Genomic DNA, 13,727 nt, shown 5'->3' on the forward strand with positions numbered 1-13,727 from the left:
ATCAGGCTCCGTTTTCGTCTACGGCCAGGATCTCCACCTCAAAGGTGACATTATGACCGGCCAGAGGGTGATTAAAGTCTACGGTGACCGAGTCGCCGGCCACGCCGCGAATAATACCGGGAATTTCAGCGCCATTGGGCTGAGTAAACGACAGAATAGCGCCTTCTTCCAGCTCCAGATCAGCACTAAAACGGCTGCGCTCCATGTAATGAATATTATTTGGGTTCACTTCACCAAAGGCGTCGTTGGGCGTTAACTCAAATACTTTTTTCGCGCCGGTTTCAAGGCCCAGCAGGCAGGCTTCAAAGTTGTCGGTCAGGCTGCCATCGCCCATCTGCAGTTTGGCCGGCTTGCCCTGCAGCTGAGTGCTGTCAGCCACAGAGCCATCCTCCAGCTTGATGGTAAAGTGAAACAGCACTTCGCTGTTGGGACCAATTACATTACTCATTGGGGGCTTCCTTTTTAAAACTGTCGATGATGATCATGGCGGCACCAATAAAAATGAAGCTGTCGGCCAGGTTAAATGCCGGCCAGTGCCAGTTACCCACATAAAAATCAAGAAAATCAACCACATGCCCAAGCAGTAAGCGATCAATCACGTTGCCGATGGCACCGCCAATAATCAGCGCATAAGCCACCGGCATCCAGCGGGCGGTACGCGGTGCCTTGTACATCCAGATACTGAGCAGCACTGTCACAGCAAAGGCAAGCCCGGCGAAAAACCAGCGTTGCCAGCCGCCCTGATCAGCGAGAAAGCTGAACGCCGCTCCCGGATTATAAACATGTACCAGATTGAAGAAGGGGGCGATCTCCACCCCCGGGTAGCCATAATCCAGATAGTTGACGGTCAGCCATTTGGTTATCTGATCCAGCACTATGGTCACAATGGCCAGCCACCACCAGCGCAGGCCAGTATCAGTGAGCGCACGCATCAGGCAAACCGGCGGACTTCGCCGTCTCCGGCCACGTTCGATACGCAACGGCCACAGATGCCGTCATGACCTTCATGGGTACCTACATCATCCACATGATGCCAGCAACGACCGCACTTGTCGGCTTCACTCCTGGCCACACTCACTTTGAGGCCGGCCAGCTCGGTATCGGTCGCATCGGCTGCCTCGCCAAGTGCGGCAATAGTGACGTTTGAAGTCAGCATCACAAAGCGCAGCTCATCGCCCAGTTGCGCCAGCTTGGCGGCCAGGGATTCATCGGCATAGAGAGTGATATCGGCCTCCAGGGCTCCACCAATCACCTTGTTGCTGCGGGCACTTTCCAGCGCCTTGTTCACCGCCTGACGCACTTTGAGCAGCTCAGCCCAGTAGGCATCATTCATCTGTTCACCTTCTGCCAGACCAAACAGACCGTCATAGAACTCTTCGGTAAACACAAAGCGCTCACGCTTGCCGGGCAGCAGGGCCCAGATCTCGTCGGCGGTAAAACTCATGACAGGTGCCATCCAGCGGACCAGGGCCTCCACAATGTGGTACAGGGCGGTCTGGCAGGAACGGCGCGCCTGGCTGTCAGCCTTGGCGGTATACTGGCGATCCTTGATTACGTCCAGATAGAAAGAGCCCATCTCGATAGAGCAGAACTGCATCAGTTTTTGCGTCACCAGATGGAAGTTGTACTCGTCATAGGCCTGAGTGATCTCCTGCTGAATGGCCTGAGCACGTCCCACCGCCCAGCGGTCAATCACCACCATGTCTTCCGGTGCCACCATGTCGGTTTCCGGATTGAAGCCGTTCAGGTTGGCCAGCAGGAAGCGGGCAGTATTACGAATACGGCGGTAGGCATCGGCGCTGCGCTTGAGAATTTCATCGGATACCGTCATCTCACCGGAGTAATCGGTGCTGGCCACCCACAGGCGCAGAATGTCGGCACCCAGCTTGTTCATTACTTCCTGGGGGCTGACCACGTTGCCGATGGACTTGGACATTTTGCGGCCCTGGCCGTCCACGGTAAAGCCGTGAGTCAAGACCTGACGGTAAGGCGCATGGCCCTTCATGGCAGTGGAGATCATCAGTGATGACATAAACCAGCCACGGTGCTGATCCGAGCCTTCCAGATACATGTCGGCAGGATGCCCCTGAAACTCGGAACGTACGTCCACAACGGAAGAGTGAGTAGAGCCGGAGTCGAACCATACATCCAGGGTGTCGAGCACCTTGTCGTACTGGTCGGCTTCCTCACCCAGCAGCTCGGCGGGGTCCAGATCCCACCAGGCCTGAATGCCGGCTTTCTCCACCCGCTTGGCTACTTCCTCCATCAGCTCAGTGGCGCGGGGATGCAGCTCCTGAGTGTCTTTATGCACAAACAGGGCAATGGGCACACCCCAGGTACGCTGACGGGAAATACACCAGTCAGGACGGTTTTCCACCATGGACTGAATACGGCTTTGGCCCCACTCGGGTACCCACTGCACTTTTTCAATTTCACTCAGTGCCTGACCGCGCAGACCGGCCTGATCCATACTGATAAACCACTGAGGAGTAGCGCGGAAAATAATGGGCGTCTTGTGCCGCCAGCAATGCGGATAGGAGTGCATATAAGCTTCATGGTGCAGCAGCGCGCCACGCTCCTTGAGCACCTCAACTACAGCGTCGTTGGCCTTGAAGACATGCTGGCCGGCAAACAGCTCAGTATCGGGCAGATAAACACCGTTGCCGCCCACCGGGTTAGCCACTTCCAGACCGTAGTGCTGACCTACCGCGAAGTCTTCCTGACCATGGCCAGGAGCCGTATGTACGGCACCGGTACCGGAGTCGGTGGTGACGTGGTCGCCCAAAATGGCAGGTACATCAAAGTCGTAGAAGGGATGCTGAAAACGCTTCAGCTCAAGCCCGGCACCCTGACAGTAACCCAGATTGTGATAGTGAGTGATGCCGGCTCTGTCCATCACGTCCTTGACCAGATCTGCCGCCAGAATCAGCCGCTCGGGCTGATCACCTTCCACCTGCACCAGGGCATAGCTCAGCTCGGCATGCAGCGCCACCGCCCGGTTGGCGGGCAGAGTCCAGGGCGTGGTGGTCCAGATCACCACAGAAACGGGACCATGACCGGCATGTCCTTCGGCACAGTCAAAACTGGCAACCACAGCAGCCTCGTCAGCGGCCCTGAAGCGGACATCAATAGCTGGTGAACGCTTGTCTTCGTACTCGACTTCGGCCTCGGCCAGCGCCGAGCCACAGTCGGTACACCAGTGCACCGGCTTGGAGCCCTTGTGCAGATGACCTTTGTCGATAATTTTGCCGAGGGCTCGAATGATGTTGGCCTCGGTATCAAAGTTCATGGTCAGGTAAGGATTGTCCCAGTCACCGAGTACCCCCAGACGGATAAAGTCAGCCTTCTGCCCTTCCACTTGTTCTTTGGCGTAGGCACGGCAGGCTTCGCGGAACTCGGCGGCAGACACTTTGACACCGGGCTTGCCGACCTTGCCTTCCACTTTCAGCTCAATGGGCAGGCCGTGGCAGTCCCAGCCGGGAATGTAGGGCGAGTCGTAACCCAGCAGGCCCTTGGACTTGACGATAATGTCTTTCAGGATCTTGTTGACCGAGTGACCAATATGAATGTTGCCGTTGGCGTAGGGAGGGCCATCATGAAGAATAAAGGGCTTCTTGCCGGCCTTGGCACGACGCACGGCACCATAGAGATCTTCATCAAACCAGCGCTGCAGCATCTCCGGCTCGCGTTTGGCCAGGTTGCCGCGCATGGGAAACTCTGTTTCGGGCAAATTCAGGGTGTGTTTATAGTCGCTCATTGATCCTACATTCCGTTCGGTTCTGATACCGTCAGGCCGAACCAGGCCCGGGCATTGACGGCATCGCGTTGAATCTGCTCCTTCAACAGCGCAAAGGAAGCGAATTTTTGTTCATTTCTCAGCTTGTGACACAAAGCCACGCTCACCTGTCTGCCATAGAGATCGCCCTCAAAATCAAACAGGTGCACTTCCAACAGGGCTTTGGTGCCGTTGACTGTGGGTTTATGGCCGATATTAGCCACACCGGCATATTCCCGGCCGTCCACACTCAGACGCACTGCATACACGCCCGACACCGGAATCACCCGGCGCTTGAGCGCTACATTAGCGGTAGGAAAACCGATAGTACGGCCCAGCTTGGCACCATGAGCCACCCGGCCACACAAACTAAAGGGCTGGCCCAGCATACGTTCAGCGTCCTGCAGCCGATCTTCTGCCAGCGCCTTGCGGATCAGGGTGCTGCTGACCCGTCGATTTTCCATGCGCCAGCTTTGTGTGCTGACCACATCAAAATCAAAGGCACGTCCGGCCTGGGTGAGCAGGGTAAAGTCCCCGCCCCGGTTGCGGCCAAAACGAAAATCATCACCCACTACCAGGAAGCGTATGCCCAGCTTGTCAACCAGCAGACCACGAATAAAATCATCGGGACTCTGTGCCGCAAAGGCTGGCGTAAAGCGCACACACAGCAGGCGATCTATGCCCAGTTCGGCCAGCCGGGCATATTTTTCTCTCAGTCTGGTTAATCGGGGCGGAGCATTGCGTCCGGCAAACAACTCCTGCGGCTGCGGCTCAAACACCATCACGCAGGCAGGCACCTTCAAACGCCGCGCCTGCATCACTAGCCCACGCAACACGGCCTGGTGCCCCAGGTGAACGCCATCAAAGTTACCGATGGACAGCACGCATCCCCGATGCCAGGGTTTAATATTGTGAATGCCGCGAATTAGCTCCATAAGTCCTGCTGCTCGGCCCCTGCAAATCGGCGGATTATAACTCAGCCGGCGATCAGGATCAGCCCTTGTTAAGCGGAGCCTGCCCTCATTCCTCACAAGCTGATACTGCGAAAGTGCCGGGGGCGCACTCCAAACAGCAGCAGCAGCACACCGTAACACAGTGCGCCCGCCGCAATATAGCCCAGCAAGTACAGCCCACTGTGCCACAGACTCCAGTCAGCCCATACTGCCAGCGACGGAGACAGATATATCAGCAGTCCCGCCATACCAGCGCTGGCCACAATCACTCGAAGTAAAAACATCAGCGTGGTTTTACCCGGGCTGTATACACCACGCTGATACAGCCCCCAGCCCAGCAAGCCGGCATTCAGCACGCCCGACATGGCAGTAGCCAGCGCCAGCCCCACATAGCCCAGGGGAAAAATCAGTACGGCGTTAAATACCATATTGGCCACCATGGCAATAATGCCGAAGCGCACCGGAGTTTTGGTATCCTGGCGGGCATAGTAGCCTGGTGCCAGTACCTTGATCAGCATAAAGGCCTGCAACCCCAGGCCATAAGCCACCAGGCTCTTGCCCGCTGCCGCCACTTCTGCCATGCCAAACTCGCCGCGCATGAACAGCACCCTGAGCATGGGCTCACTCAGTACAATCAGCCCCACCATGGCAGGAAAGCCCATCAGCAGTATCATGCGCACACCCCAGTCCATGGTGGCGGCAAAACTGTCTCTGGCCTCATCCACATGGCGGCTGGACAGGGCCGGCAGAATCACGGTGGCAATGGCAATACCGAACAGCCCCAGAGGAAACTCCAGCAGCCGGTCTGAATAATACAGGTAACTGATGGAGCCGGTCGCCAGAAACGAGGCCAGCATGGTGTCGAACAGCAGGTTCACCTGACTCACCGACACACCGAACAGCGCCGGTATCATCAGGGTTCGAATCTTCACCACGCCGGGGTGATGCCATGCCCAGCGCGGACGCACCAGCAATTTAAGCCTGGCCAGAAACGGAAACTGAAACAAAAACTGCACCAGACCGCCGGCAAACACCCCCACCGCCAGGCCGATTTCCGGCTGTGCCAGCCTTGGCGACAGCCACAACGCCGCAGCGATAATGCAGACATTCAGAAATACAGGGGTAAAGGACGACACTGCAAACCTGCCGAAGGTGTTGAGAATAGCTCCGGCCATGGCAGTAAAACTGATAAACCACAGGTAGGGGAAGGTGATCTTGAGCAGCAGGGACGCCAGCTCAAACTTATGCGCCTCAGGGCCATCGTTCAGCCATTCCACAAACCAGCCGGCCCCAAACAGGGCGGTCACCACCCCTGAGCCCAACATGCCCGCCAGGGTCACCAGAGTGACAATCAGCCCCAGGGTACCCGATACCGCCGCCAGCAGATCCTGAGTGTCTTTAAAGCTTCTGGTCTGCTTGTACTCGGTCATGACCGGCACAAAAGCCTGATTAAAAGCCCCCTCGGCAAACAACCGGCGCAAAAAATTAGGAATACGGTTGGCAAAAAAGAACACATCGGCAGAAGCTCCCGCTCCCATCAGGTTAGCAATCACCACATCCCGGGCCAGCCCCAGCACGCGAGAAACCAACGTCATGGCAGAAACAATCATGCCTGACCGCAACAGCGCCTTGCTCAAAATGAAAACCTCGCGGTAAGAAATTGCTGAACGCAGGTGAATACTGCTAGAATTCGGCGGATAGTTTAACCCCCTGCCCTGTGCCACACCACAGGGCGGTGTTTATTTGCACAAATCAATTGACAAACTGCGGTGAAAAAGGCATATTCCTCGGCCTTTTATGAGCACTCGCTAAGACAGATTCAGGAGTTTTACCTTGGCTAACATCAAGTCTGCTAAGAAACGCGCTATTCAGGCTGAGAAGCGTCGCAAGCACAACGCCAGCCGTCGTTCCATGGTTCGCACCTACGTGAAAAAAGTTATTGCCGCCATTGCTACCGGTGACAAGGCCAACGCCCAGAAAGCGTTTGACGCAGCTCAGCCTCTGCTGGACCGCATGGCCACCAAAGGTCTGATCCACAAGAACAAGGCTGCTCGTCACAAGAGCCGTCTGAATGCCCAGATCAAAGCGCTGTAAGCGTTTTATTCTGGCATCGAAAAAACCGGCTTTATGCCGGTTTTTTATTGCCTGTTAATCAGGCCTACCGGCAATAGAGCCGGTGCAGCAGGGCAATCATTTCCCGCACTTCCTCGCTTTTCAGCGAGTAATACACGGTTTGCGCTTCCTTACGGGTGCTCACCAGATCGTCATTACGCAAAATAGCCAGATGCTGAGACAGCGCCGACTGGCTTAACCCCAGAAACTGGTTCATCTCTCCTACCGACAGCTCCTTGTCGAGTAAGTGACACAAAATGAACAGCCTGCGCTCGTTGGCCAGCGCCTTAAGCAGCTTGACCGCCTGAGCCGCGTTGGCTTCCATGTCCTTGATATTCATTTCTTGGGTCGCATTCACGTTTGAGCTCTCAACTGAATTCATCATCAAAAGTAGCGGGCGGCGTTACCGCCGAAAAATCGTCTTTACCGGAAAATAGTGAGCTGAAGTCACTCTCGCACAACCGTTTAACTGCAGGGTGCTGAATCATTCGCTCGGCAAAAATGACATAATATTCTTCTTTCAGCTCGGTAGCTCTGCCTATCTCAATCACTGGCTGATACTGCAAAATGGCATCCCGGTAAATGGCCGGGGCCACAAAGATGCCCTGATTGAAAAAACCAAAGGCTTTCATCAGGGCGGCGTCATCAAATTCGCCCAGGATCTGTGGCTTAAGCCCCTGTACTTCCAGCCAGTGGCGCAGCTGACGGCCCATGGCGGTGCGCCGGCCCGGAATAAGCAGCTTGCGCTCTTCCAGGCAAGCCGGGAAGGGTTTCACCGGCAGCGGCTCCCGGCAATAAAAGCCGATATCACACTCTCCCAGCTTTTTCGACAGCAGGCCCGCATGCTGAGCTGAATCAACCGGACAGTCGGACAGTATCATGTCGAGCTTATGCTCACTCAGCTGCTCCAGCAGCATTTCGTGAGTGGACTCATAACAACGCAGGTGAATGGAGCCGTCATTGGGGATCACCGACAGCAGCACCCGGCTGGCCAGTCGCTTGGACAGGGCATCAGCAATACCCACCTCAAACACCAGGTGATCTTCTTTGCGGTAATTCACAATATCCAGCATTTCATAAGACAGGCTGAACATGCGATCTGCATACTGAAACACCAGTTGTCCCAACTCGCTGGCTTCCAGTTGCCGGCCTTTTCGCTTGAACAGCTTGCCTCCCAGCCGTTCTTCCAGCTGACGGATCTGTCCGGTTACGGTTTGAGGCGTCAGAAACAGGGCTTCCGCGGCCTTGGTCACCGAGCCTTTTTTCTGTGTCATCCAGAAATAGTAAAGATGGTTGTAATTCAGGTGTGACAATATGTCGTCTCCGCCATGCAATGCCCCATCATAAAGAAACCGGCCGGGTTTTTATACCCGGCCGGTTCATCATCGGTAAAGGTGATGGTTACACCAGTTGTGTGTGTGCCGGAACCTTACGCTTCAGCGGCTCCTTTTTTGGCAGCACCCGCCTCAGCATCACATATCCGCTGATCGCCGCCAGTGTCGAGCCCATCAGAATACCCAGGCGCGACAGATTGGCCAGCTGAACCTGATCCGCAAAGGCCAGCGAAGAAATAAAGATAGACATGGTAAAGCCAATGCCACACAGCACCGACACCGCAAAAATCTGTTTAAAACACACGCCCGCCGGTAACTGGGCATAACCCAGCCGCACCGACAGCCAGCTGACCAAAAAGATACCCATGGGTTTACCCAGCAGCAGGCCAGCCATCACGCCCAGCGGTAACGCCGACGTCAGATCGGCAAGCGACAAACCTTCCAGTGATACGCCCGCATTAACAAAAGCAAACAACGGCAAGATCACAAAGGCACACCAGGGATGAAGAAAGTGCTCCAGCTGTTTGGACGGCGAGAACCGCTGGCCATAAAGCGGAATAAGAAACCCAAGGATCACGCCGGCCAGGGTGGCATGCACGCCCGACTTGAGCACGGCTACCCACAGGATCCAGCCCAGCAGCAAATAGGGCACCAGATTACTGACCCGGGCCCGGTTAAGCCAGACCAGACCGATAATACCCAGCAGACCGACCGCCATGGCGGTAAAGTCGACGCCGTGGTTGTAGAACAGAGCAATAATAATGATGGCACCCAGATCATCGATGATCGCCAGCGCCAGCAAAAAGATCTTCAGAGTCAGCGGCACCCGCTTGCCCAGCAGCGCCATCACCCCAAGAGCAAAAGCAATGTCAGTGGCCGCCGGAATGGCCCAGCCGCTCTGGTTGGCAGGCTCGCCCAGATTGAACAACATAAACCACAGTGCCGGAAACACCATGCCGCCAATGGCCGCCAGAGCCGGGAACATGGCTTTTTCACGAGTGGACAGCGCGCCTTCCACCATTTCCCGCTTCACTTCAAGGCCGACCAGCAGAAAGAATACCGCCATCATGCCGTCGTTCACCCACAGCAGCAGGGGTTTATCGAGGTTGAGATCACTGATGCGCAGCTGAATGGGCATATTAAGAAAGCCCTGATACATACCAGACAAGCCGGTATTGGCCATCAGCATGGCGATCAGGGCCGCAATAATTAACAGAATACCTCCGGCCGACTCCATGGCCAGAAAGCGTTTAAGCACATGAGACATAACGAGCTCCTTCTCAAAGAATCGCCCGAGTGTAATCAGCTTGTTACAGAGGTTATAATCGGTTGTTTCTGATTAATACCTCGGGAATACCGAAACAAAGTGCAAAACGTTTTGTAAATTCCGATGAAAATGAAATGTTAAACTAAAGTATAGCTTTATTTACAAACAAATATCTGTCAAATGGCAACCGGTGCTTTGATATGTGGGTGAGGCTGGTAGTCTTCCAGAATAAAATCCTCATATACATAATCAAACAGTGAATCCGGGCGGCGTGCCAGTCGCATAACGGGCAATGCTCTGGGCTCACGGCTCAGCTGCAGCCGGGCTTGCTCCAGGTGATTGCTGTAAAGGTGCACGTCACCGCCGCTCCATACAAAATCACCCGGCTCAAGATCTGCCTGCTGGGCCATCATCATGGTCAGCAGCGCATAGCTGGCAATATTGAACGGCAGCCCCAGAAACACATCACAGCTGCGCTGATACAGCTGGCAGGATAATTTGCCATTGGCCACATAGAACTGGAACAGTGCATGACAGGGCGACAGCGCCATTTTATCCAGCTCACCCACGTTCCAGGCAGAAACGATAATGCGGCGGCTGTCCGGATTGGTTTTAATGGTTTCCAGAGCCTGGCTGATCTGGTCAATAACCCGGCCGTCGGCGGTTTCCCAGCTGCGCCATTGTTTGCCATAGACCGGCCCCAGACTGCCGTTTTCATCAGCCCATTCATCCCAGATGCTGACACCGTTTTCCTTAAGGTAAGCGGTGTTGGTATCACCGTTCAGAAACCACAGCAGCTCATGAATAATGGATCTGAGATGGCATTTTTTGGTGGTGACCAGCGGAAAACCCTCGGCCAGATTAAAACGCATCTGATGGCCAAATACCGACAGGGTACCGGTGCCGGTTCTGTCTTCTTTGTGCTCACCATGATCCAGAATATGCTGCATCAGCTCGAGATAGGCTTTCATGCGGTTTTTGCTCCGTTACCAAACCAGTGGGGACGACGACAGGCCGCCCATAACATCAAGGCGCCGCCAATCATCATTGGCAACGACAACAACTGACCCATACTGAAAAAGTCGAGATACAATCCCAGCTGAGCATCGGGCTGGCGTACAAACTCTACCAAAAAGCGGAACGAGCCGTAGCACAGCAAAAACAGCCCGGAAATCACGCCCCGGGGCGGACGGGCACGCCAGGCCAGATTCAGAATAATCAGCAGCACCACCCCTTCCAGGGCAAACTGATACAGCTGGGACGGATGTCGCGGCAGCATGCCCGCTGCCGGAAAAATAATGCCCCAGGGCACATCGGTCACTCTTCCCCAGAGTTCGCCATTAATGAAGTTGCCCAGCCGTCCGGCTCCCAGGCCAAAAGGAATGAGTGGCGCGATAAAGTCGGCCACGGCAAAGAAGGTTTTATTGTGCTTGCGGCCAAACAGCCAGAACGCAGTAAGCACGCCCACCAGGCCGCCATGAAATGACATGCCACCGGACCAGATTTTTATAAGATAAACCGGATCGGCCAGAAAGGTGTCGAACTGATAGAAGAGCACATAACCCAGGCGGCCCCCCACTATCACACCGAGAAAGCCGTAGAAAAGCACATCGGATACCTGATCTTTGGTCCATTCCGAGCCCGGTTGTGCCGCCCGCCGGTTGCCCAGCCACCAGGCAAATACAAACCCCAGCAGGTACATAAGGCCATACCAGTGCACCGCCAACGGCCCCAGCTCTATGGCAATGGGATCGAAACCGGGAAACACCCAATGAGAATCAGACATGCGCTTACCCCGAAAAATGGAAAGCGGGTATTGTAAGGCAAACCGTGATGAGTGTCTGTGGACCTGTGCATTTCGTCATGCCAAAAGCACTGCTTCACCATCAGGGGCTGACGAAGCAGAAGCGGGGATTGCCGGAGCCGACCATTAAATGCCATGGATGGCATTTTCGAGCGTTACATGGAGGTACTTGTAGCGTGTCGGCGCAGCGCAACCGCGCTGCTGCTTCGCTCTGCGAACCGCTACAACCCCGAGCGCAGCAGACCGCCGAGGCCGCGCTCTTCCAGGTAGCGGCCGAAGATGCCCTTGAAGGCTCCGGTATGGCGGTGGCTGAGTGCTTCCTGCAGCAGTTTCTGCAGCTCATCAATGCGCGACTGCCGCACTATGTATTTAATGCGCATGATATTGCTGTTGTTCATGCTGAAGCGGCGGTAGCCCATGGCCATCAGCACCAGTACGCCAATCGGATCCCCGGCCAGCTCACCACAAATGGACACCGGCCGGGCATGCTTGCGGGCAGTGTCAATGATCTGCTGCAGCGCTCTGAGCACCGCCGGGTGCAGCGAGTCATAAATATCCGCAACCCGGCCATTGTTACGATCCACCGCCAGTAAATATTGTGTCAGATCATTGGTGCCCACCGACCAGAAGTCTACCAGCGGGGCCAGCTCGGTGAGCTGATACAACAGCGAAGGCACCTCTATCATGACCCCCAGACTGGGATAACGAATAATGCCTTGTTCATCAGCGGTTTCTATCGAGACTTCACGCCAGGCTCTGTCCAGCAACCGGCGGGCAACGCGAACTTCCTCCAGGCTGGCCACCATGGGCAGCATAATGGATAAGTTATCCAGCCCTATGCTGGCTCTGAGCATGGCCTTCAGCTGCACCAGAAAGATCTCGGGATGATCCAGGGTCAGGCGAATACCCCGCCAACCCAGAAACGGATTTTCTTCCACAATGGGAAAGTACGGCAGCTGCTTGTCTCCGCCCACGTCCAGAGTACGCATGCACACCGGTTTGCCCACATAACTGGTGAGCACCCGGCGATAACTGTGCACCTGCTCCAGCTCAGACGGAAACCGGTCGCGCATCATAAAAGGAATTTCGGTACGGAACAGACCGACACCGTCAGCAGTATCGTTCATGGCGATATCAGCGTCAGCACTAAGGCCGGCATTCAGCAAGAGAGAGATTTTTACCTCATCCCGCGTAATGGATGCTTCGGACCGCACAGTGGCAAAAAGTTCATCCATCTGGGCTTCTTCGGCAATCATGCGGCGGTATTCTTTCAATACCGATACCGGTGGTTCCACCAGCAATTCACCAGTGTAACCATCCACTACCATCAACCGCTCTTCCAGCAGCTCAAAGGAATGATCAATACCCATCACTGCCGGTATCCCCATAGCCCGGGCCAGAATAGCGGCATGTGAGTTAATGGACCCCTTTGCTGACACTATGGCCTTGAGCTTATTACGGGGTATTTCAGCGATCAGGGTGGCACTGATCTCATCCGCTACCAGCACCATGGGCTCGCTCAGGCTGAGGGGGCCTTCATCTTCGTGGATCAGCCGGGTCAGCAGCCGCTGGCCCAAATCCCGAATATCGGCGGCACGCTCACGCAGATACAGGTCTGCCATGTCACCAAACTGGGCAATTTGCTGTTCGCATACGCGTTTGACCGCGCTGCCGGCAGTCCAGCCTTGCTCTATTTCATCCCGAATCAGGCCAATAAATACCGGATCCTTGAGAATATACTGATACACCTCAAAAACGGCGATGGACTCGGCAGACGAAGACTCCTGAAAGCGCAGTGCCATGCTGTCCAGCTCTTCTTCTACCTGCTGCAGTACCTTATCGAGACGCTGGTGCTGCATCGGCAAATCATCCGCCCGGCGCAGCTGTACCTTGTGCAACTCAACTCTGGGCCGCCAGACCCAGGCCTTGCCGATGGCCACCCCGGGCGATCCGGCCAGCCCTTTAAGCATCCCCCGCCAGTTGCGTGACTTAAGGTTACCCTTGGCTTCGGCATGGGCAATCACGGTAGCCAGCTGAGCCGCCAGCGTCACCAGAAAGGACTCTTCTCCTTCTTCAAACAGGCGTACCTGTTTTTGCTGAACCACCAGCACACCCAGGGTTTTACGCTGATGAATAATGGGGGCACCCAGAAAGGAGCGGAATTTGTCTTCGCGGGCTTCAGGCAGGTATTTGAAGCGAGGATGAAGGCGGGCATCTGCCAGGTTGATCAGCTCTTCTTTTTCACCCACCAGGCCCACTATACCTTCCCCGAGAGGAATACGGGCACGACCCACGGCCTGGGGTGCCAGACCGTCAGTGGCTGCCAGCAAATAGAAGGCGTCCTGTTCCCGGCGCAGATAAATAGAGCAGCAGTCGGCCAGCATAGCCTGACGGGTCTGCTGGGCCAGCTCCGCCATGGCTTCGTTCAAATCGGAGCTGGCGGTGACCCGCTGGACAATTTCCCTCAGTTCCTTTAACACTG

12 protein-coding genes are annotated in these 13,727 nt (G+C 55.4%); 1 reads left to right on the top strand and 11 read right to left on the bottom strand.

Annotated features, from left to right (window positions below):
* Position 1 precedes the first annotated feature (1 nt).
* From fkpB to murJ, 5 genes are all read right to left on the bottom strand, one after another.
* Entirely contained in the window at positions 2-448 is a 447-nt protein-coding gene (gene fkpB / locus G364_RS0115465) for an FKBP-type peptidyl-prolyl cis-trans isomerase (protein ID WP_019936048.1), read from the bottom strand.
* Positions 441-932, bottom strand: a complete 492-nt coding sequence (gene lspA / locus G364_RS0115470; RefSeq protein WP_019936049.1) for a signal peptidase II — start codon at positions 930-932, stop codon at positions 441-443. Before lspA ends, fkpB begins: the two co-directional genes overlap by 8 nt.
* Positions 932-3,757, bottom strand: coding sequence for an isoleucine--tRNA ligase (gene ileS, locus G364_RS0115475; protein ID WP_019936050.1), 2,826 nt, complete (start codon positions 3,755-3,757; stop codon positions 932-934). The genes lspA and ileS overlap by 1 nt, the downstream gene beginning before the upstream one ends.
* Positions 3,758-3,762: 5 nt before the next feature.
* Positions 3,763-4,710 (bottom strand): bifunctional riboflavin kinase/FAD synthetase, encoded by a 948-nt coding sequence (gene ribF / locus G364_RS0115480; protein ID WP_019936051.1) that lies wholly within the window; start codon positions 4,708-4,710, stop codon positions 3,763-3,765.
* A gap of 92 nt (positions 4,711-4,802) precedes the next feature.
* Entirely contained in the window at positions 4,803-6,365 is a 1,563-nt protein-coding gene (gene murJ, locus G364_RS0115485; RefSeq protein ID WP_051089288.1) for a murein biosynthesis integral membrane protein MurJ, read from the bottom strand.
* Between the two features lie 196 nt (positions 6,366-6,561).
* Between murJ and rpsT the strand changes: the two genes are divergently transcribed.
* Positions 6,562-6,822, top strand: coding sequence for a 30S ribosomal protein S20 (gene rpsT / locus G364_RS0115490; RefSeq protein ID WP_014291441.1), 261 nt, complete (start codon positions 6,562-6,564; stop codon positions 6,820-6,822).
* Between the two features lie 64 nt (positions 6,823-6,886).
* Here the strand turns inward: rpsT and G364_RS0115495 are convergent, their stop codons facing one another.
* From G364_RS0115495 to ptsP, 6 genes are all read right to left on the bottom strand, one after another.
* Positions 6,887-7,180 (bottom strand): ArsR/SmtB family transcription factor, encoded by a 294-nt coding sequence (locus G364_RS0115495; RefSeq protein ID WP_019936053.1) that lies wholly within the window; start codon positions 7,178-7,180, stop codon positions 6,887-6,889.
* A gap of 28 nt (positions 7,181-7,208) precedes the next feature.
* The gene (nhaR, locus tag G364_RS0115500) at positions 7,209-8,153 is read right to left on the bottom strand and encodes a transcriptional activator NhaR (protein ID WP_026344950.1); all 945 of its coding nucleotides are present in this window, start codon (positions 8,151-8,153) and stop codon (positions 7,209-7,211) included.
* 88 nt (positions 8,154-8,241) lie between these two features.
* A complete protein-coding gene (gene nhaA / locus G364_RS0115505) occupies positions 8,242-9,441 on the bottom strand; it encodes a Na+/H+ antiporter NhaA (RefSeq protein ID WP_019936055.1) in 1,200 nt (399 codons plus the stop codon).
* A 176-nt stretch (positions 9,442-9,617) separates the two neighbouring features.
* Positions 9,618-10,412 (bottom strand): thymidylate synthase, encoded by a 795-nt coding sequence (gene thyA / locus G364_RS0115510; protein WP_019936056.1) that lies wholly within the window; start codon positions 10,410-10,412, stop codon positions 9,618-9,620.
* Positions 10,409-11,227 carry a prolipoprotein diacylglyceryl transferase gene (lgt, locus tag G364_RS0115515; RefSeq protein ID WP_019936057.1) on the bottom strand — a complete coding sequence of 273 codons (819 nt, stop codon included), beginning with the start codon at positions 11,225-11,227 and terminating at the stop codon, positions 10,409-10,411. The genes thyA and lgt overlap by 4 nt, the downstream gene beginning before the upstream one ends.
* 239 nt (positions 11,228-11,466) lie before the next feature.
* Complete coding sequence (gene ptsP / locus G364_RS0115520; RefSeq protein WP_019936058.1) at positions 11,467-13,725, bottom strand: phosphoenolpyruvate--protein phosphotransferase; 2,259 nt, start codon at positions 13,723-13,725, stop codon at positions 11,467-11,469.
* Positions 13,726-13,727: the final 2 nt, after the last annotated feature.

The sequence above is a fragment of the Oceanimonas smirnovii ATCC BAA-899 genome (assembly GCF_000381965.1).
GTDB classification, from domain to species: domain Bacteria; phylum Pseudomonadota; class Gammaproteobacteria; order Enterobacterales; family Aeromonadaceae; genus Oceanimonas; species Oceanimonas smirnovii.